This is a genomic window from Larkinella harenae, from assembly GCF_054780515.1.
On sequence record NZ_BAAGWE010000001.1, the window covers coordinates 699993 to 719852 of the forward strand.

The window sequence follows — 19860 nt, forward strand, 5'->3', positions numbered from 1 at the left end:
AAGAAATGACGGATCAACAAAAGGATATTCTGCGCCGGGCGGCTTCGTTCTGCGCCTATCAGGAACGAACGCAACGGGAAGTTCGCGAACGGCTGAGTGAGTGGGAGGTATACGGCGATGAAGCAGAAGAACTCATCGTCTGGCTGATTGAGCAGAATTACCTCAATGAAGAACGGTTTGCCAAAACATTTGCGGGCAGCAAGTTCCGGGTAAAACGCTGGGGAAAGCAGAAAATCAAGCAGCACCTCAAGCAGCGCGGCATCACCGGCTATAACCTCGATCAGGCTATGAAAGAAATCGAATCCGACGATTACCGGCAAACCTTGGTCGATTTGCTTGAGAAAAAGAAACGGAGCTTACAAGGCGAGAATCCGTTGGTGATGAAACAGAAACTCGTTCGTTTTGCGATGAGTAAGGGGTACGAAAGTGATCTGATCTGGTCGGTGTTGGGGCAGGAGCAGTAAACCAAGCTGGATAAAAAAGTAGCGACCAGCGCAGAAAGACAAATCCGATTTGTCTTTCTGCGCTGGTCGCTACGCTTTAATTCTCATTAGAATTGAAAGAGTGCTGCCCCGTGGAGGTTCTTCTAATTCTACAAAAGGTATTTGTAATGCCTTAAAAATCAGCGTCGAACGTAATCTTCTGATCTTCTTTCTCTTTGGTCGATCCCATAACGCCCGCTTTCTGGTATTCGCCAACGCGCTTCTCAAAGAAGTTGGTTTTGCCCTGTAGCGAAATCATATCCATGAAATCGAACGGGTTGGTCGAATTGTAGACCTTTTTCAAACCCAGTGACACCAGCAGGTGATCAGCGACGAATTCGATGTATTGTTTCATCAAATCCGCATTCATCCCAATGAGCGATACCGGCAATGATTCGCTGACGAACTCCTGCTCGATACTGACGGCGTCTTTGATCATGTTGTAGACCTCAACTTCCGGCAATTTATTCTGAATGTGTTCCGTGTAAAGCAGACAGGCAAAGTCGCGGTGCAGGCCTTCATCGCGCGAAATCAGTTCGTTTGAGAACGAAAGACCGGGCATCAAACCACGTTTTTTCAGCCAGAAAATGGAACAAAACGAACCGGAGAAGAAAATGCCTTCAACAGCCGCAAATGCCAGCAGCCGCTCAACGAACGTACCGTTCTCGATCCAGCGCATGGCCCAGTCAGCTTTGCGTTTCACACACGGAATGGTATCAACCGCCCGCAGCATCTTGTCCTTCTCAACGGGATTTTTGATGTAGGTATCGATCAGCAGCGAATAGGTTTCCGAGTGGATGTTCTCCATCATGATCTGGAAACCGTAGAAACATTTAGCCTCGGCATACTGCACCTGCGACAGAAAACCAACCGCCAGGTTTTCATTAACGATGCCATCGGAAGCAGCAAAAAAAGCCAGTACGTTGGAAATGAAATGCCGTTCGCCATCGTTCAGGTTTTCCCAGTCACGTTGATCCTGCGAGAGGTCGATTTCTTCGGCTGTCCAGAACGAAGCTTCGTGCTGTTTGTACATTTTCCAGATGTCGTGGTGCCGAATGGGGAACAGAACAAACCGGAGCGGATCCTCTTGTAATATCGGTTCGAGTGCTTCAGGTTGAGTCATGATCTATTGACTTATTTATACGATTTATATGCAGTTAACCAAAAAAGTAATCTAACAAAGTTACCGGATTGCGGGAGGAATACAACCGAAAAAATGAACGGTGAAAGTAGTTGATCAACTGCTTGTGAAATAACTATATAACTATCAAACAGTTGTTGGCTCTGGCAGATAATAAGTTCTTAGAAATCTGCTAAAATTTGATTTTTGCATTGAAAAACAGTCATTTGTATTTTTTTCCATCCTTTTTTCGCCTGCCATGTCCCGATTGCCCGTGTCCAGTTTTCCAGCGGTGAGTGCCGTCATGATTACGCTGAACTCCGCCCGCATTCTGCCCGCTGTTCTGGATGCTTTGCAATGGTGCGACGAAATTGTAATCGTCGATTCGGGCAGCACGGATCAGACCTTGCCGATTGCCCAGCGAGCGGGGTGCCGGGTTATTCACCGCGATTTCGACGGTTTTGGGTTGCAGAAAGGATTTGCCGTTGAACAGGCCCGAAATCACTGGGTGCTGGTGGTGGATGCCGACGAAGTGGTGACGGACGAACTCCGGGCCGAAATCCAGCAACGATTGGCTGAGGTGGAAGCCGGAAGGCAAACGTTCCGGGGGTTTGAAGTGCCAATTTCGCTGGTTTTTCTGGGACGGCTGATGCGGCACGGGGGTGAATACAAGATGCCGCACCTCCGGCTTTTCGACAAACGGTTTGGGAATTATAATTCGGCGCGGGTTCATGAAGATGTTATCCTGAACGGTTCGGTGAGCCGGCTCACGCACCACATGCTGCACGACAGTTACGGCAGCCTGCACGAGTATTTTGAGAAATTCAACCGTTATACCACTGCAGGAGCTCGCGATTTGCAAAGCCGGGGTAAAAAAGGAGCCGTTGCGCAGGTGATCTTTCGTCTTCCGCTCACGTTCCTGAAAGAATACCTGCTTAAGCAAAATATTCTGAACGGTTATCCCGGATTCGTCTGGTCGCTGTTTTCGGCCATGTACCCCGTCGTGAAATATGCCAAGCTGCGGGAATTGCAGCAGAAAACGGGTCAGGATTTGCAGTCCTAACCAGCTTTGTAATCTGCTTCTCCAATAAAATTCTACTTCTCAACCACTTTCCGAATCATTTCCCGGATTCGAAGGCTGGTCGTGTTGCTTTGTCCGGGCACCGTGCGCGTAAAAATGATTCCGGCCACCTGATTCTTCGAATCCTGCCACGGGTGCGTGCCAAACAAGCCCGGGCTGCTGCTTTCGAGAACCGTACCGTCCGGCGCAACCACATCCAGCCAGTTGCCCATACCGTAGCGGATTTTGGTAGCCGGATATGGCGAATGCGGGTTGGTGGGGTAGGGAGTTCCGACAATCGTTGCACGCATGGTTTGGTCTTTCAAGAGTTCGGCAATGGCTTGCTCGCTCAGCACCCGGGTCGTGCGGAACCGGCCTTTGTGGACGATCATTTCCAGAAAGTTCAGGTAGTCGCGGGCACTGGTACGGACTCCTCCGGCAATCAGCGGGTTCCGGTGGTTGATTAATAAATAAGTAGCTTTTAACTGGCAGGGAATGGCAATTTTTTCGTTGAAGAGGGTTTGCCAGGAGCGCCCGCTCACTACTTCGGCAATGCGTCCGGCAATGTGCATGCTGGCGCTTCCATAATTGAACGTCGTACCCGGCACGCTGGTCAGTTTGGTATGCACCGCGAGGGAATCAACGGCCTGCGCCAGAGTCAGGTCGCGCCGGTATTCAAATTTTTCGGGCGAATCGCCTGCAAAGCCAGCGGTATGGGAAAACAACTGACGGATGGTGATGTGACCTTTCCCGTATCTCGAAAAAATAGGAAGGTATGTGCCGACCGTGTCTGTTAACGCCAGTTTTCGATCGTCCACCAGCGCCATGATCACAGCACCAGACATCCATTTGGAAGCCGACGCAACGACGCGGTTGATCTCGGAAGTGAGGTTGTGTTCATGTTGGTAAATGATTTGCCCATTCTGCGAAACAAGCACTACCACGCTGTCCCGATAAACGGCGGCATTTTCCGTAATAAAACGGTCCAACGCCGAGAAATCATACGGTGAAGATTGGGGAACAACAGGCGAAGTACAGCATAGCAAGGTAATCAACAAAGAAAGGGTTACTAAAGCGGTTCTCATGACTGGATTTTAGTTGGCAATGGACAAAGAAATCACCTTCGAGAATGATGAAATTGAAAACCAGTCTGAAACGTCTGAATTGATTGGTGAGCCGGCTTAATAGCTGGGTCAACTTTTTAGCTTGCTCATTCATTTGCCTTTAAGTAGGAGACAAGTACTTTGGTTTTTGGCAACTGTTTGTAAATCAGTCTCATTTTTTTGTCTGAAAAATAATTTAGAGGAAATAATTGACAGTGTTTTTTCTTTTACTTTGATTTACAAAGTTCTTTTAATTTTAAAATGATGGAAAAACCTTTAGCCTCAACTGTGCGCGAAACGAACATTTCGCCTTCCAGATCTCATTCGGTGGAAGAGCCGGAATTTTCCTCAGAACTAACCAATCGACCTCCCGAATGGTGGAAGGTTTTTCAAGAGTTAGACGTCCGCTGGGGACTCCTGTGGGTAGGCTTATCGGCCCTATTGTTTGCGGGGTACGACTACTATGTGCTTCGCCATGAAGACCAGCATAGTTTCCTGGTTTTTATGATTCATTACGCCATTGCGATTGCCTATACCATTGATTTATTGAAGGAAAAAAAGTTACGGTTTTTGGGTGAGCAACCCCCCGAAGGGCGATCCGCGCGGATGGCTGCTCTGGTGTTATGGCTGCTTAGTGCCTATGCGTTAAACCGGAACTTACCGGTTTTTCAGGAGTCGGTGCCGTGGTTACAAGGTTTACTGGTGTTGTCCGGTCTGCTGATGCTGGGCGTTGCCTGGCTGGATAAGCTGCCGGTGCGGGGCCAACAGGGGCTTGTGTTTGGCTTGGCGGTGGTTTGGGGTCTGTTTTTCTACCAGGCGCTTTACCTGTTTCTGTACTATTTTTTTGGTGTCCCGGGTATTCTTTTGTTGGGCATTGGCGTGCATGCGTTCATTCCGCTGCTGATTGCAGTTACTATTGGCAGGATACTCTGGCGGAGCTGGATCCAACACGAACACCGGCAGCCTGCTGTTGTTGCCGGGCTATTGGTGCCGGTGTTCGTGCTTGTCTGGTTTTTGTACCAGTGGACCCAGGTGGATACGCAGGTCCGGTACGAATCGAACGCGGCCAATGCCCGTAAGGACGACGAATTTCCGGTCTGGCTATTACTGGCGCAACGCTTACCGGATAATTGGGTGACGGATCGGTATTTGAAAGCAGGAACAAAATATAGCCAGGCCGGAGATCAAGCAGGGAGCTTATTCGGAGCGAAGGTAGAATACCAGCGGCATGATCCACTGGTGTATATTGCTACGGCGTATCAGAGACCCGTAACGGCTGGTAATTCGGATATGGATAAAGCCAAAATCGTCAGGACAAAGTATGGATTTCGGCATCAGACTGAAGAGCGGCTGTGGCGGGGTACGGCTCTGCGGACGACCAATGTGCTGACGCAAGCCCGAATTTATCCGGAATACCGTCTGGCTTATACCGAAAAAACGCTTCAGGTCCAAAATGGCGACAGATGGAGTCCGCAGGAAGCTCTATACACGTTTCATGTACCAGAAGGCGCAGTTGTTACGTCGCTGTCGTTGTGGATCAACGGGCGGGAGGAAAAAGGCCGATTAACCACAAAAGCCCGCGCCAATGCTGCTTATCGTACCATTGTGGGCGTCGAAAGCCGCGACCCGGCGGTGGTTCACTGGCACGAAGGTAACCGTGTAACGGTGCGGGTGTTCCCCTGCCCACCGAACGGCACGCGCCAGTTTAAAATTGGCATCACGTCGCCCCTGCGGCTCGAAAACCGCCTGGATGGACCGGCTCAGCTCGTGTATGAAAATTCCTGGTTTGAGGGGCCGGACGGGCAAATAGCGACCGAAACCGTTAAGCTGAATTTTTCGCAAAAACCGCACCATCCGGTTTGGCCGGATTTTCTGAAACCGGGTTGGTTGGACAAACCTGTTGAGCATGAAATCATCAGCGAGTCGACGTATCAACCGCTTTGGGAATTTCGTTTCGACGCGCCACCGCTGGCACCGAATGGATTTCGGTTTGGCAGCAACACCTATGCCCTGCAAAGCGTCCGCCAACAGACGGAAGTATTCAACCCAACAGCTATTTTTCTGGATCTGAATCAAAACTGGAGTGAGAACGAAACCGATGCGGTTCTGAAAATGGTCGGAACCCGTCCCGTTTGGGTCTATGATGAAGGATTGGTGCGGCTTACTCCCCAAAACCGTAAGGAATTGACAGAGCGACTCCGGCAGCAGCGGTTTAGCGTATTTCCGTTCTACCGAATTCCGAATCGGGCGTCGGCCTTGCTCGTTACAAAGGGCGCGGAAATGGGGCCTTATTTGAACGATCTGGCCGGTAGCGCCTATGAGAAAGGCCTCAAGCATGATCCGGTGAACCAACCGGCCTTGCGGACCTTTTGCCTGTCGAAACCGTCCGAGCTGGTGAAAACGCTGAGCGAGCTGGGTATTTTTCAAACGGATTACGGTACCCTCCGCGAATTGCAGGGCTTGCTGACGAAAAACCGTTTTTTTCGACAAACGCATGGTGATGACACCGTGGTACTTCCCCAATCGGGCGTGCGGATTGTGCGTACGCCGAACGCGAAGAATACCGTTTCGATAGCGAATATCCCTGACCATGTGTTTCGTTTGTACGCCTATACCCACTTGCTGAAGCAGATCGGGCGGTCTTATTTAGCCGACAACTATACGCAGGATTCGTTTCTGGCTGATGCTCAGCAGGCCAACATCGTTTCACCGGTGTCGAGTCTGATTGTCCTGGAGACGCAGGAAGACTATGACCGTTTCGGCATCCGGAAATCGCGGGATGGGCTGGAAAATGCGACGTTGAAAAACACAGGCGCGGTGCCCGAACCGCACGAGTGGGCGTTACTTCTGCTGCTGCTGGGCTGGGGAATATACAATTGGTGGAAAAAACGGCATGTGGGCGTTTGATCTGACATTTGGGCTCGGACTGGCGCTGGCCGTTTATGTTCTGCTAACACCCGCCCGTGTCCGTTGGGGGGGATTATTGGGCGGCTTTTTGCTGGTATCACCGGTTTTGCGCTGGTTTACAACGGTTTTCGGATTTCCGATCCGGCTGCATTTGAGCGCCTGGGTTGTGGCTGTTTTGCGCATAACCGGTGCCGATGCCAGCGCAAGCGGCAATTTGATTCGGCTAAACGGAACGGACTTTGCCGTTGACCCAGCCTGTATCGGCTTGCAAATGACGGGATTGGCAGCGCTGGCCGGATTGTTTCTGGTCATTCATCTGGAAAACCGTACACGAATGCGGCTTTCGTTGGGCTGGCTGGTACTGGTGGCCGTCGGTACGGTTGTATTGCTGTTGCTAACCAACCTACTACGGATGCTGGCTTTGGTTGTTTTCATGATCCGGCCCGAGAATCCTGCTCACGATGCAATCGGCCTGATGTGCCTGGTTTTTTACCTGTTGGTCCCCTTAAACGAGGGAGTGCGTCACCTGTACCAGCGATTCGGAAAACCGGTGCCGGTTTTGGGGGGGCGAGTCTGGATGCGGCTGGCATTATTGTATAGCGTTGTGGGCCTGGTCGCTTTTGGAACGGTTCGGAATGGTCCACCGGCGCGGTCAGTTCGGATTGACATCCCGGCTGGTTATGCTGAAAAGCAGGTCGAGAACGGTTTTAGGCAGTACAGCAAAAAGGGGGTACTGGTTTATGTGAAACCCGTCCGGACGGCGTACAGTGCTGAACACAGCCCAACGGTTTGCTGGAAGGGCAGCGGTTATGTGTTTGGAGCCATCGAGGAAAAACGGATCAATGGACATTTGATCTACGTTGGACTAATTCAACGGGGGAGCGAACGGCTGTATACGGCCTGGTGGTTTACCAACGGGACGCACCAAACCGTTGGACAGATCGATTTCCGCTGGCGAATGCTTCGGGGCGATCCCGCTTTTGCCCTCCTTAATGTAACAGCCGCCCACCCTGTAGTGCTCGAAGACGCCGTGAAAAGCTGGTTGAACGAAAAGCATAACTTGTGGCTGTAAACTTGAAGCCTAGCAGTTTGAAGGAGGTTTTGTGTGAATCCAGGCACGTGATCGAACCATTTTGGTAAATTGACGTTACTAGGAGAAATTATTGAAAGTCAGTATTTAAGATGAGGAGTTGCTAATTCCTCAATCTGTCGGAGTATGAAGCTTTTTAAATGTACACATTGCGGAGAGCCCATTTATTTTGAAAATACGCGCTGTCCCCACTGTGAATATCCGCTGGGTTTTGTCCCTCAGGAGCTGGAGTTGTGGCCGCTGGTTTCCCACGATACCGATACCTTTCGAATCTACGATCGGGGCGAAACCGTTTATCGGTATTGTGCTAATCACCAATACGGGGTGTGTAACTGGCTGGTAGAAGACGGGCAGAAATCGCGCTACTGCGAAGCCTGTAAATTAAACCGGACGATTCCGAATCTGAGTAAATCAGAATACCTGCAACGCTGGAAGGGTATCGAAACTGCCAAACACCGCTTGATCTACGCGCTCCACCGTATGAACTTGCCGTTGATGAGCAAATCGGTCGATCCCGACAACGGCCTTTCGTTTGATTTTCTGGCCGACGGCACGCAGCGCCGGGTACGAACGGGCCACAAACGGGGATTGATCACCATCAATATTGCGGAAGCGGATGATATCGAACGGGAGATGACCCGGCAGAAAATGGACGAGCCGTATCGAACGGTTTTGGGCCACTTCCGGCACGAAATTGGCCACTATTACTGGGATCGGCTGATTCGGGGAACTGAGCGGATCGACGACTATCGCGAAATGTTTGGCGACGAACGCCAGAGTTATAAGGATGCCCTGAGTCGACATTACCGGGAAGGCCCCCCGGCGGGCTGGAACCTGAATTACATCAGTGCCTATTCCACTGCACATCCGTGGGAAGATTGGGCGGAAACCTGGGCCCATTACATGCACATTCTGGACACGCTGGAAACCGCCCACGCCTTCGGGTTGAGTGTCCGGTTTCAGTCCGTTGTAGACGCCGTGGGCGCTGTAGAAGAAAAAGTTGATCCGTACGATCCCGAAGATTTCAAAACCCTGATGGATTTATGGGGCCCGTTGGCGTTTGCAATGAACAACTTAAACCGCAGCATGGGGCATTCGGACCTGTATCCGTTCATTATTCCACCCGGTGTCATGGAAAAACTGAGCTTCATTCACCAGGTCTGTTACCAGACCCGGCGAAAATAGCTTATACGGTTAAACGCCGGTAGACCCCTTCTTCCATTCCGAGTAAGTCCTGGTGTGTACCGCGTTCGACGATTTCACCGTTTTGAACCACCAGAATTTCGTCGGCGTGCTGAATGGTGCTGAGCCGGTGGGCAATGACCAGCGTCGTGCGGTTTGCCATCAGGCGCGTCAGAGCCTCCTGTACCAGTTTTTCGGATTCGGTATCCAGCGCCGACGTAGCTTCGTCCAGAATCAGAATGGGCGGATTTTTCAGAACGGCGCGGGCAATGCTGATGCGCTGCCGCTGTCCACCCGATAAACGCCCTCCCCGGTCGCCGATTACGGTTTGGTAGCCGTCAGGCTGGGCCATGATAAAATCGTGGGCATTGGCGATTTGGGCCGCCCGGATCACTTCCTGTTCGGAGGCTTTGCTGCCAAAAGCGATGTTGTTGAAAATCGTGTCGTTGAACAAGATGCTTTCCTGCGTCACAATGCCCATCAGACTGCGGATGGAATGCGTTGTGCCATCGCGTAAGTCAATGCCGTCGATGAGAATCCGGCCACCCGTAGGGTCGTAAAACCGGGGAATCAGATCCGCGATGGTCGATTTGCCGCTACCCGACGAACCGACGAGCGCAACGGTTTTGCCTTTTTCAAGCGTAAAATTAATTCCTTTCAGAACGGGTCGATCGGCGTGGTAGGCAAACGATACGTTTTGTACTTCAATGTTGCGCTGAAAATCTTGGATGGCGAGGGCGTTGGGTTTGTCCTGAATGGCCGGTACGGTATCGATCAGTTCGAGCACCCGTTCGCCTGAGGCAATGCCGCGTTGCGAGCCACTGAAGGCGTTGGAAATGTCTTTGGCCGGGCGCGTTACCTGCGAAAAAATAGCGATGAACGTAATAAAATCCGACGCCGACAGATCCGACTGCTGAGTCAGCACCAGGGAGCCGCCGTAGAGCAGAATGATCGAAACCACCGTTACACCCATGAATTCGGAAAAAGGGGAAGCCAGCTCGCGCCGGTTGGCCAGCGCCTGAATGGATTGCCGGTACCCATTATTTTCATCCTGAAATTTCTGCGTGACAAACGGTTCTGCATTGAATCCTTTCACCACGCGCATGCCACCGAAGGTTTCGTCGAGCAGGCTCAGAATACCGCTCAGCCGCTGCTGTCCGGCCTGTGCATCGCGTTTCATCCGGCGGACGAGCATGGCAATAAAACCGCCCGAAACCGGAATAACCAGCAGGGCAAAAAAAGTCAGGTTGGCCGAGATGTTGAACAGCGTAATGATGTAGGCAACCAGCAGAAAAAGTTCTTTGGAAACCGCCGAAAGGCTGTTGGCAATCGAGTTTTCTACCTCCTGTACGTCGGTCAGAATGCGGGCGATGAGATTGCCTTTGCGCTCATTGGAAAAGAAACCCAGGTGCAGTTGGATAGACTTGGTAAAAACCGTTTCGCGCAAACGGGCTACCATGCGGGCTTTGAAAGATTCCAGCTGCCGCACCGACAGATACTTGAACAGGTTGTTTAGTAACACCGTTGCCACAACCGTTAAACAGACGAATCGCAGGGCACCCAGTTTGCCCTGCTCCTGAAAAAAGCGGGCAAAGTGATAGCGAAAAACATCAATAGGAGAAGTGTCGAGCGATAGGGTTGGAGCAGGCTGACTGAGCAGCTTCTGTAATTCCACCGGATCAACCTTATCAAAAAGGACATCCAGCAGCGGAATCAGTAACGTAAAGTTTAGTACGCCAAACACGCTGGCTAACAGCGAAGTAACTAAAAACGGCGCTAGAAAACCGCCCAGCGGCCGGGCGTACGAAAGTAAGCGAAAGTAAGTCTTCATGCGGTACAAAGATACACGATGATTATGGTGTTGTGTATGAGAGGAGAGGATAAGAATGATGCATAAGAATTATGGGTATATTGATTTTGTTGGTATATTGCCTTCATGAGCAGCAATCAACAGGTCCTTAAAGGCAGTTTGTCCGTTATAATTCTGAAGCTACTCGAAGAGCAGGAACGGATGTACGGATATGAGATTACGCAGAAGGTAAAAGCATTGACGGCGGGTCAGATGACTATCACGGAAGGGGCGCTTTATCCGGCGCTGCACAAAATGGAAGCCGAAGGCTTGCTGAGCACCGACACACAGGTGGTGGAAGGCCGCGCCCGGAAGTATTACTCGTTGACTAAAGAAGGGCATACCGAAGCTACCGGGCGGATTTCGGAGCTGAGCATGATGCTGGAAAATCTGCAACGGCTTTTGACGCTAAAACCGGCTATCTGATACCGTATTGAGCACCGGCCAACTAGTTGAGATTAGGATTTTTAGAAACAGTAAACGGCTTTAAGTATGCTTGCTGAGTACCAAATTAGCGTATTACGTCATGACCTACGGACACTGGCGCATATTGAATACGAGGAAGTTGAAAACGAGCTGCTAGATCACTACGCAACCCTGACTGAACAGGCAATGGCCAATGGGCAGACTTTCGGGCAGGCCAGCTATGAAGCCTGGGTTGCGCTAGGCGAGGGGGTTGGCCTGCTGCAAATTCAGGAAGATTTTGTGAAGAATGTCCGTAAGCAGGTATCGGATCGCCATAAAGAAATTGTAAAAAGTTATTTCCGCTGGCCAACGATCGTAACCACTTTACTAATCTGTGGCTTGCTCTATCTGTTGTCAACGGTGCTTTCACCCGGAGTTCTTTACCTTATAATCTGCGCACTGTTTATCAGTCCTGGGTTAATTCTGCTATACGCTGTTCTGCGACGGGAAAACCGTCATACCGATTCGCGTAAATTGGTTTGGCAGTACATGAACGAGAATGCTAACTTGCCTATTTTTAGTATACATTTTGCCAAGTTGGTCGATTATTTTGTTGGAAATAAAAACAAGCCGGTTTTTTTCTTTCAGGAATATCCTGCCTTTTCGGCGGGTCTGGCCTGCATACTGCTGATCTATGCGTTAACCTTTCTGCAACTTTACCAGGAGCGATTTTATTATAAAATTGCCCGCTAGTAATGCCTGCTCTAATGCGTTCAGTCAAAATTCGGGCTGCTTACTAATCATATAGGCCGGTTTTCGCGTTATTTGTAGCATACAACCAACCTTGAATCGAACGCATGCATTTCCGTCACCTGGCTGCGAGCCTGCTCCTGTTCCTCTCGTCTTGTGGAATCATTTCGCCCAATCCGTCAAAATCCGACCGGTTTTCGACCACCCCGGAAAAGTTTACCGTCGAACCGGGCCTGGTGGATGAAGCGTCCGGAATGGCCGCCAGCCGGACGATGGACGGGCGTTTGTGGGTTCATGAAGACAGCGGAAACCCCGCCGAAATCAACCTGCTGACGACGGACGGAAAACTGGTCAAACGCTTTCTGCTAAACGGGGTCGTTAACCGCGACTGGGAGGATATGGCCATCGGACCGGGACCTCAGAATGGCCTTTCTTATCTGTACCTGGCCGACATTGGCGACAATTTCAAGCAGAATGAAGTTAGCTACATTTACCGTTTTCCCGAACCGAAAAACCTGGACGAAACCATCAGCGGAGTTGAGCGCATCAGTTTTCAGTATCCCGACGGCCCGCGCGATGCGGAAGCGATTTTGCTGGACCCCCAAACCCGTGATTTGTGGGTGATCAGTAAAGCCGAAGAGAAAGTGCGGGTATACCGCTTGCCCTACCCACAGAGCACGACCGAAGTGATCAGGGCCGATTACTATGGCGAAATTCCCCTGACCCTGATCACGGGCGGAAGTGTGTCGGATGATGGCAATGAAATTCTGCTGATCTCTTACCTGGGAGCTTACCACTGGCGCCGGAATGAAGGGCAGTCGATGGCGGATGCGTTGCAGAAAAATGCCTATAAATCAGTGGCCAGCGATCCCCTGGGCATACAGAGTGAAGCAATTTGTTTCGACAAAGGCAGCAACGGTTATTACACGTTGCCCGAACGAGGAAGCCAGCCGTCTGTAACATTGAACTACTACAAACGGTTGTAGAAAGTTGAAAAACGAGGGCCAGCGTGTCCGCTCAACGCTTTACCATTCATTATTTTGTCCAAAACTGCTGCTGTTGTCGGGGCCGGAATTGCCGGAATTGCGGCTGCGATCCGGCTATCGCTCAAAGGCTACCGGGTTGATATTTACGAAGCCAACGCCTATCCCGGTGGTAAATTGTCGGGGTTCACGCAGGACGGTTTTCGGTTTGATGCCGGTCCTTCGCTGTTTACCATGCCACACCTGGTTGATGAACTGTTTCAACTGGCCGGTCGAAATCCCAAGGATTATTTTGATTATAGTCGGCTGGACGAAACGTGCCAGTACTTCTGGGATGATGGCACGCATCTGACGGCCTGGGCTGATCGGGAGGCTTTTGCCCATGAGGTAGAAACACAGCTCGGCGAACCCGCCAGCACATTGCTGACCCATCTGGCCGACAGCGCAACCAAATATTCCATTACCGAGAAGCTGTTTTTGCACCGTTCGCTGCATAAACTGTCGACCTGGTTCAACCGGGATGCGTTGTATGGTTACCTGAATCTGCCGAAACTGGAAGTGTTCAAAACGATGAACCAGGCGAATGAACAACGATTTCGGAATCCGAAGCTCGTCCAGCTCTTTAATCGGTACGCAACCTACAACGGTTCTGATCCGTACCAGACACCTGCCACCATGAACATTATTCCGCATCTGGAATACAATATTGGGGCATTTTTTCCGAAAGACGGCATGATTGGCATTACCAACAGCCTCGTTCAACTGGCGACAGACCTTGGTGTACGGTTTCATTTCAACACCCGCGTGACGAAACTGGTGACGGAAGGCGCGCGCGTGGTGGGCGTTGTACCAGCGGACAGCAGGCAGGCAGGCAGGGGCGCGTCAGCGGCACCCACTGCTCCAAGTCATCTGCCCTACGACGTTGTGATTTCCAACATGGATGTGGTCAGTACGTTTCGGAAACTGCTGCCACAGGCCCGGCAGCCGGAGCGGATTTTACGGCAACCCAAATCGAGTTCCGGACTGATTTTCTACTGGGGAATCAAGCGGGAGTTTCCGGAATTAGGGTTGCACAACATCTTCTTCAGCAACGATTACCGCGCCGAATTTGACCACATTTTCAACCGGCAAACATTGTCAAATGACCCAACGGTTTACCTCAACATAACGTCTAAACACAAACCGGACGATGCGCCCCCCGGTTGCGAAAACTGGTTTATCCTGATCAATGCGCCCAATAATTCCGGGCAGGACTGGGATGCCCTGATTGCGGAAACCCGGCAGCACGTGCTCCGGAAATTGAGCCAGAATCTGGGGGTCGATGTGGCCGCTTCCATTGCCTGTGAGTCGATTTTGGACCCTCGAACCATCGAAAGCCGTACGTCGAGTTCGCAGGGCGCATTGTATGGCAACAGTTCCAACAACCGGTTTGCGGCTTTTCTGCGTCACGCCAATTTTTCTCCACAATTCAGCAATCTGTATTTTGTGGGGGGCAGCGTTCATCCGGGTGGTGGCATTCCGCTGTGTTTGCTGTCGGCCCAGATTGCAACCGGTCTCGTATAGTTTGTCTGGTAATAAAGACCGCTGAACACCGAAAGTCTGAAAACCGTATATTGCGTTTTTGCAGCGAAACTCGACGGCATGGATACCTCGTACCTGATTATTATTTTCAGTTTATCGGTTCTGATTTCTTACGTATTCGATTTGCTCAGTAGCCGCTACAAAACGCCGTCGGTGATTCTGCTGCTGGCGTCGGGGATGCTGATGCGTCAGGTGACAAACTACTTTGCATTTCAACTGCCGTATGTTGACACTCTTTTGCCCACGCTGGGTACTCTGGGGCTGATTTTGATTGTATTGGAAGGGGCTTTGGAGCTTGAGCTGACGGGAGATAAACTGGGCATGATCCGGCGGGCTTTCTGGGCGTCGCTTTCATCAATTCTGATTACCTCGCTGCTCATGGCCTCGCTGTTTTACGTGCTCATGGAAGCGTCGTTTTTCAAGTGTCTGGTAGCGGCTACTCCCTTTGCGGTCATCAGCAGTGCTGTGGCTGTTCCGGCCACCAGAAACCTGAATTTGTCCAGCCGCGAATTTGTTGTCTACGAATCATCGCTGTCCGATATTCTGGGCGTCATGATTTTTAATTTTCTGGTTTACAACGCTTCCGGTGGTATTTTTTCCATCTTGTCGTTTGCCAAAGACACGCTGATCATGGTGGTCATATCCCTGATCTGCTGCTTTTTTTTGTTGTACCTGATCAGTAAAATTAGCCATCATATCAAATTCCTGCCGATTATTTCGGTGCTGTTTCTGGTGTATGCCGTGAGCCGGATTTATCAGCTTTCTCCGCTCTTGTTGATTCTGGTTTTTGGGCTATTCCTGAACAATACCGAACTCTTCATCCGGGGTCGGCTCGATCAGATTTTTAAAAACGATCTGTTTGAGAAAGAGTTGGATCAATTCAAAAACCTGACGGCAGAAGGCGCGTTCATTGTCCGGACTTTTTTCTTTCTGCTGTTTGGGTATGCCTCTAACGTACAGTCGCTTATCGAAGCGGATGCATTGATTGTCGGTTTTCTGCTGCTGCTGATTCTGTACGCGGTGCGGGCAAGCGTTCTGCGTTTATCCTTGCCCGGAAGCATCAATCCGGTCGTTTTTATTGCCCCGCGCGGGTTGATTACGATTCTGTTGTACCTGAGCATTCCGGAAAACCTCAAGCTGGTGGGTTTTCGCGACGGTATACTGATGGTAGTGGTGTTGCTAACGGCTTTGGTAATGATGGCCGGGGTCGTCAGTTACCGCGAAACAGAACCCCTCTAAGATTCTCGAATACGTTGACGGTAAGCCCAGAAACCGTACCATTTTCGGGTTTTCCAGTACAGTAAATTATGTTCGTTGGCAAACGCTTCGCGTTCAAAACTGATGTTGCGGTAGGCCAGATAATGGTCATTGTACTGCCAGCGACGAACGAGGTATTCCAGCAAATACCAGACATAGAACGGGATAATTCCCAACTCCAGTTGCTGGCGGAGATGAATGCGTTCGTGGTGAAGCAGGAAAGCATCCGGGTGTTTGGTTCGTACCAAAACGAACGGAAACAAGGCCATGCCGCTAACCCATAAAAAGGGAATCCGGACAACGATCATAGTCGGTTTTCAGTCCTGTAAAACGGTTTTCTCGGGTAAAGATACCGGCCCGGCGTTTACACCCGGTCTTTTTGGTTTAACAAATTGAGAGAGTTTGCCGTTCGCCACTCACATTCAGCCTTTTGACAAACTTTAACAGATGCCCCTCCCTTAGATTGTTTCCCCAAAACAAAACAATTGTATATTTGAAAATGGCCGGAATACCGGAATTAATCTATTCTCTATTTTAGTAAACACTTTATGAAAAAAACCGTGCTTTACGTTGCGTTGAGCCAATGCCTGCTCTGGTCGGCTATAGCGCAAACGCCCAAGAAACCGACGGCGCCCCGGCCCGCGCCCAAACTGGCCGCAGCATCGACAGCCCCTCGCATTAAATTTACGGAATACGATCTGCCCAATGGGCTGCATGTTATTCTGCATCAGGATAACACAACTCCGTTGGTGGCCGTCACAATGATGTATCATGTAGGCTCAAAAAACGAACAACCGGGGCGGTCGGGTTTTGCACACTTTTTCGAACACCTGATGTTTGAAGGGTCCGACAACATCAAGCGGGGCGAATACATGAAAATCATTAAAGCCGCTGGGGGGCAACTGAACGCCAACACCTCCAATGATCGCACGTTTTATTACGAAATTCTGCCTTCTAACAAACTGGAGCTGGGACTTTATATGGAATCAGAGCGGTTGCTGCACGCCAAAGTGGATGAAAAAGGCGTCGAAACCCAGCGTGAGGTGGTAAAAGAGGAACGGCGGCAACGGTATGAGAACCAACCCTATGGCAGCTTTTTTCCGCAGGTGTTGAGTCATGCCTATAAAGTACACCCGTATAAATGGGCACCCATTGGTTCGATGGAAGACCTGAACGCGGCCAAAATTGACGAATTCCGGGCTTTTTATAAGGAGTTCTACGTTCCGGGCAACGCCATTTTGTCCATTGCCGGCGATATCAATCCGGAGGAGACAAAGAAGCTCATCGAGAAGTATTTTGGTGAAATTCCGAAAGGTGCCAAAACACCGTTCCGCCCGGATGTGAAAGAACCGGAACAAAAAGCCGAGGTGCGCGACATTATCTATGATAATGTTTCACTGCCGGGTGTTTTTCAGGCCTACCACATGCCCGCACAGGGCGATCCAGATTATTACGCGCTGGATGTTTTGCAAACGTTGCTGGCTGCGGGCGAGAGTTCCCGGATGAATAAGGAACTGGTGGATAAGCAACAGAAAGCCGTGCAGACCGGCGTATTTCCGCTCTCGACCGAAGACCCCGGTTTGTTTATTTCCATTGGTATTGCCAACATGGGCGTGAAGGCCGAAGACCTGGAAGCAGGTATGAATGCGGAGATCGAAAAAGTGAAAAAGGACCTTGTCAGCGATGCTGAATTCCAGAAAGTGAAAAACCAGATCGAAACCAATTTCGTGAATCAGAACGCGGGTGTAGCGGGTATTGCCGAAAGTCTGGCCAACTATAAAATGTACCTGGGCGACGCCAACCTGATCAACACCGAACTGGAACGGTACAACAAAGTAACAAAGGAAGACTTGCGCCGGGTGGCTAATAAATACCTGACGAAAGAAAACCGCGTTGTGCTCTACTACCTGCCGAAAGCGATGGAACCCAAGAAGAGCGAATAGGCCCGTTTGAATTCGATAAACGCATTTTGAAAACAAATGATGAAACCAAAATATATATTGACCGCGGGGCTGCTCGCTCTCGGTTTGTCGATGCAGGCGCAAACGCTTGACCGGACAAAATTACCCGCCGACGGACCGGCACCTACAATTAAGGTTGGAAAGCCCGTTTCGTTTACCCTCGCCAACGGCTTAAAAGTGTTTGTTGTTCAGAATAATAAGCTGCCCCGGGTAGCCTTTAGCCTGCTGTTTGATTACCTGCCCATTCGGGAAGGCGAGAAAGCGGGTTATGTGAGCATTGCCAGCCAGCTAATTAAAACCGGGACAAAAACCCGGACGAAGGATCAGATCGACGAAGCGGTTGACTTTATCGGTGGGAGCCTGAGTACCTCGCCAACGGGTGTTTACGCCATGTCGCTGAAAAAGCACACCCCGAAAATGCTTGAGTTGATGTCGGATGTGGTTTTGAATCCGAAATTCACGCAGGAAGAACTGGATAAGCTAAAAAAACAAACCAAGTCGGGTCTGGCGGCCCAGAAGGAAAACCCGTCGGCGATTGCTACCCGCGTGAGCAGCATATTGGTATACGGAAAAGATCATCCGTACGGCGAACCTGACTCGGAAGAAACCGTTGACCGGATTACGCTGGACGATTGCCGTAAGTTCTACGAGACCTACTACCGGCCCAATATCGGCTATCTGGCCGTTGTGGGCGACATTACCCCCGCCGAAGCACGGTCGATGATTGAAAAATACTTTGGCAAGTGGCAAAAGGGCGAGGTGCCCAAACCCAACTACGACATGCCGAAGCCGCCCGCAAAAACCACGGTAGCCATTGTGGACCGGCCCAGCGCCGTGCAATCCATCGTATACATCACGCACCCGGTTCAGTTAAAACCGTACACCAGCGAGTCAATTCAGGCTAGCCTGACCAATGATATTCTGGGCGGTAGTGATGCCCGTTTGTTCAATAACCTGCGCGAAAAACACGGATACACCTATGGCGCTTATTCGTCGCTGACGAGTGATCGGCTGGTAGGACGGTTCCGGGCCAACGCGAGCATCCGGAATGCTGTGACCGACAGCGCCGTAGCGGAATTCATAAACGAGCTGAAAGCCATCCGGAGTGCAAAGCCAACCGCTGAGGAGTTGAGCCATACGAAAAACACCTTTACCGGCAACTTTATCTTCACCCTGGAAGACCCCGAAACGATTGCCAATTTTGCGATTAATACCGCTCGTTATAAGCTGCCGGAAGACTTCTTTTCCAATTACCTGAAGAACGTAGACGCTGTGACGGAAGATCAGGTACAGACCGCTGCGTCTAAACTCATTGATCCGGAGCACGCTTATATTGTGGTCGTTGGAAAGGCGTCGGAGGTGGCCGATAAACTGAAGCGGTTTGGCGATGTTACTTACTACGACGTAAACGGAAATAAAGTGGAAGCTTCGTTGGCGGGGAAACTGACGACCGCTCCAACGGGGGTAACCGCAGATCAGGTGGTTGATAACTACCTGAAGGCCATCGGCGGGAAGGATGCCATCACCAAGATTGCCGATATGACCCAGAAAATGAGCACCGAAGTGCAGGGAACGAAGGTTGAGGTGATTGGTAAACAAAAAGGGCTGAATAAATACTCGCTCGCTGTAACGGCCATGGGGCAGGTACTGCAGAAAGTGACTTCCGACGGTGAAAAAGTGAAGATGGAAGGCGGAGGGCAAGCCAAGATTCTTACCAACAATGAAGCGAAGGTCGAAATGTTGAAAAATGCGGCTTTCCCTGAATTGCTGTTCGCAACGCTGGGCGCTAAGACAACACTGGTGGGAACCGAAAAAGTAGACGGAAAAGACGCATACAAAGTGGATGTGTCGCTAGGTGGCAAGACGATTTCCATTTTTTATGATGTTCAGACTGGTTTGAAAACACAGTATGCAACCGTTGAGCAAGGGCCGCAGGGCGAAATTTCTGTCAATACCGGCCTAGGTAATTACAAAGAGGTCAATGGGGTTAAATTCCCGCAAACCCTCACCCAGAACATGGGGCCGATGGTGCTGAAAATGGAAACGCAGTCGCTGGTGGTTAATACCGGATTGGATGACAAAGAGTTTGTCGTACAGTAAAGGCGGCTTTTAACGTCACGGTTTTCATAA

16 protein-coding genes are annotated in these 19860 nt (G+C 50.6%); 12 read left to right on the forward strand and 4 right to left on the reverse strand.

All coding sequences use genetic code 11. The features are described 5' to 3' along the window. The first annotated feature begins 5 nt into the window (after positions 1 to 5). Positions 6 to 464, forward strand: a complete 459-nt coding sequence (locus tag ACYVH9_RS02870; RefSeq protein WP_460634782.1) for a regulatory protein RecX — start codon at positions 6 to 8, stop codon at positions 462 to 464. 151 nt (positions 465 to 615) lie between these two features. On the opposite strand, the gene ACYVH9_RS02875 is transcribed toward ACYVH9_RS02870, so the two are convergent. Then, positions 616 to 1605 (reverse strand): ribonucleotide-diphosphate reductase subunit beta, encoded by a 990-nt coding sequence (locus ACYVH9_RS02875; protein WP_460634783.1) that lies wholly within the window; start codon positions 1603 to 1605, stop codon positions 616 to 618. A gap of 256 nt (positions 1606 to 1861) precedes the next feature. On the opposite strand from ACYVH9_RS02875, the gene ACYVH9_RS02880 reads away from it, so the two are divergent. After that, the gene (locus ACYVH9_RS02880; RefSeq protein WP_460634784.1) at positions 1862 to 2665 is read left to right on the forward strand and encodes a glycosyltransferase family 2 protein; all 804 of its coding nucleotides are present in this window, start codon (positions 1862 to 1864) and stop codon (positions 2663 to 2665) included. Between the two features lie 32 nt (positions 2666 to 2697). Here the strand turns inward: ACYVH9_RS02880 and ACYVH9_RS02885 are convergent, their stop codons facing one another. Next, entirely contained in the window at positions 2698 to 3747 is a 1050-nt protein-coding gene (locus tag ACYVH9_RS02885; protein ID WP_460634785.1) for a serine hydrolase domain-containing protein, read from the reverse strand. 282 nt (positions 3748 to 4029) lie between these two features. Here ACYVH9_RS02885 and ACYVH9_RS02890 point away from each other — a divergent pair, with 282 nt between their 5' ends. From ACYVH9_RS02890 to ACYVH9_RS02900, 3 genes are all read left to right on the forward strand, one after another. Then, on the forward strand, positions 4030 to 6672 hold the full coding sequence (locus ACYVH9_RS02890) for an XrtN system VIT domain-containing protein (protein ID WP_460634786.1): 2643 nt from the start codon (positions 4030 to 4032) through the stop codon (positions 6670 to 6672). Next, positions 6659 to 7744, forward strand: coding sequence for an exosortase N (xrtN, locus tag ACYVH9_RS02895; protein ID WP_460634787.1), 1086 nt, complete (start codon positions 6659 to 6661; stop codon positions 7742 to 7744). Before ACYVH9_RS02890 ends, xrtN begins: the two co-directional genes overlap by 14 nt. A 144-nt stretch (positions 7745 to 7888) precedes the next feature. After that, complete coding sequence (locus ACYVH9_RS02900) at positions 7889 to 8947, forward strand: zinc-binding metallopeptidase family protein (RefSeq protein WP_460634788.1); 1059 nt, start codon at positions 7889 to 7891, stop codon at positions 8945 to 8947. A gap of 1 nt (position 8948) precedes the next feature. On the opposite strand, the gene ACYVH9_RS02905 is transcribed toward ACYVH9_RS02900, so the two are convergent. Continuing rightward, on the reverse strand, positions 8949 to 10775 hold the full coding sequence (locus ACYVH9_RS02905; protein WP_460634789.1) for an ABC transporter ATP-binding protein: 1827 nt from the start codon (positions 10773 to 10775) through the stop codon (positions 8949 to 8951). Positions 10776 to 10880: 105 nt separating this feature from the next. On the opposite strand from ACYVH9_RS02905, the gene ACYVH9_RS02910 reads away from it, so the two are divergent. From ACYVH9_RS02910 to ACYVH9_RS02930, 5 genes are all read left to right on the forward strand, one after another. Continuing rightward, a complete protein-coding gene (locus tag ACYVH9_RS02910) occupies positions 10881 to 11219 on the forward strand; it encodes a PadR family transcriptional regulator (RefSeq protein WP_460634790.1) in 339 nt (112 codons plus the stop codon). 66 nt (positions 11220 to 11285) lie between these two features. Further along, positions 11286 to 11951, forward strand: a complete 666-nt coding sequence (locus ACYVH9_RS02915; protein ID WP_460634791.1) for a hypothetical protein — start codon at positions 11286 to 11288, stop codon at positions 11949 to 11951. A gap of 104 nt (positions 11952 to 12055) precedes the next feature. Continuing rightward, positions 12056 to 12934: a PE-PGRS family protein gene (locus ACYVH9_RS02920; protein ID WP_460634792.1), complete on the forward strand. Its 879-nt coding sequence runs from the start codon at positions 12056 to 12058 to the stop codon at positions 12932 to 12934. 54 nt (positions 12935 to 12988) lie between these two features. Next, positions 12989 to 14494: a 1-hydroxycarotenoid 3,4-desaturase CrtD gene (gene crtD / locus ACYVH9_RS02925; RefSeq protein WP_460634793.1), complete on the forward strand. Its 1506-nt coding sequence runs from the start codon at positions 12989 to 12991 to the stop codon at positions 14492 to 14494. A 78-nt stretch (positions 14495 to 14572) separates the two neighbouring features. Next, positions 14573 to 15751 (forward strand): cation:proton antiporter, encoded by a 1179-nt coding sequence (locus tag ACYVH9_RS02930; protein WP_460634794.1) that lies wholly within the window; start codon positions 14573 to 14575, stop codon positions 15749 to 15751. Here ACYVH9_RS02930 and ACYVH9_RS02935 read toward each other — a convergent pair. Then, positions 15748 to 16077, reverse strand: coding sequence for a hypothetical protein (locus ACYVH9_RS02935; RefSeq protein WP_460634795.1), 330 nt, complete (start codon positions 16075 to 16077; stop codon positions 15748 to 15750). The genes ACYVH9_RS02930 and ACYVH9_RS02935 overlap by 4 nt on opposite strands. 240 nt (positions 16078 to 16317) lie before the next feature. On the opposite strand from ACYVH9_RS02935, the gene ACYVH9_RS02940 reads away from it, so the two are divergent. After that, a complete protein-coding gene (locus ACYVH9_RS02940; RefSeq protein WP_460634796.1) occupies positions 16318 to 17712 on the forward strand; it encodes a M16 family metallopeptidase in 1395 nt (464 codons plus the stop codon). A gap of 39 nt (positions 17713 to 17751) precedes the next feature. Further along, positions 17752 to 19830, forward strand: a complete 2079-nt coding sequence (locus ACYVH9_RS02945) for a M16 family metallopeptidase (protein WP_460634797.1) — start codon at positions 17752 to 17754, stop codon at positions 19828 to 19830. The last annotated feature ends 30 nt before the right edge of the window (positions 19831 to 19860 follow it).

Bases quoted from the DNA above. Each gene is read 5' to 3' on its own strand.
- ACYVH9_RS02870 (WP_460634782.1), top strand. From the start codon at position 6: ATGACGGATCAACAAAAGGATATTCTGCGCCGGGCGGCTTCGTTCTGC.
- ACYVH9_RS02875 (WP_460634783.1), bottom strand. From the start codon at position 1,605: ATGACTCAACCTGAAGCACTCGAACCGATATTACAAGAGGATCCGCTC.
- ACYVH9_RS02880 (WP_460634784.1), top strand. From the start codon at position 1,862: ATGTCCCGATTGCCCGTGTCCAGTTTTCCAGCGGTGAGTGCCGTCATG.
- ACYVH9_RS02885 (WP_460634785.1), bottom strand. From the start codon at position 3,747: ATGAGAACCGCTTTAGTAACCCTTTCTTTGTTGATTACCTTGCTATGC.
- ACYVH9_RS02890 (WP_460634786.1), top strand. From the start codon at position 4,030: ATGGAAAAACCTTTAGCCTCAACTGTGCGCGAAACGAACATTTCGCCT.
- xrtN (WP_460634787.1), top strand. From the start codon at position 6,659: ATGTGGGCGTTTGATCTGACATTTGGGCTCGGACTGGCGCTGGCCGTT.
- ACYVH9_RS02900 (WP_460634788.1), top strand. From the start codon at position 7,889: ATGAAGCTTTTTAAATGTACACATTGCGGAGAGCCCATTTATTTTGAA.
- ACYVH9_RS02905 (WP_460634789.1), bottom strand. From the start codon at position 10,775: ATGAAGACTTACTTTCGCTTACTTTCGTACGCCCGGCCGCTGGGCGGT.
- ACYVH9_RS02910 (WP_460634790.1), top strand. From the start codon at position 10,881: ATGAGCAGCAATCAACAGGTCCTTAAAGGCAGTTTGTCCGTTATAATT.
- ACYVH9_RS02915 (WP_460634791.1), top strand. From the start codon at position 11,286: ATGCTTGCTGAGTACCAAATTAGCGTATTACGTCATGACCTACGGACA.
- ACYVH9_RS02920 (WP_460634792.1), top strand. From the start codon at position 12,056: ATGCATTTCCGTCACCTGGCTGCGAGCCTGCTCCTGTTCCTCTCGTCT.
- ACYVH9_RS02930 (WP_460634794.1), top strand. From the start codon at position 14,573: ATGGATACCTCGTACCTGATTATTATTTTCAGTTTATCGGTTCTGATT.
- ACYVH9_RS02935 (WP_460634795.1), bottom strand. From the start codon at position 16,077: ATGATCGTTGTCCGGATTCCCTTTTTATGGGTTAGCGGCATGGCCTTG.
- ACYVH9_RS02940 (WP_460634796.1), top strand. From the start codon at position 16,318: ATGAAAAAAACCGTGCTTTACGTTGCGTTGAGCCAATGCCTGCTCTGG.
- ACYVH9_RS02945 (WP_460634797.1), top strand. From the start codon at position 17,752: ATGAAACCAAAATATATATTGACCGCGGGGCTGCTCGCTCTCGGTTTG.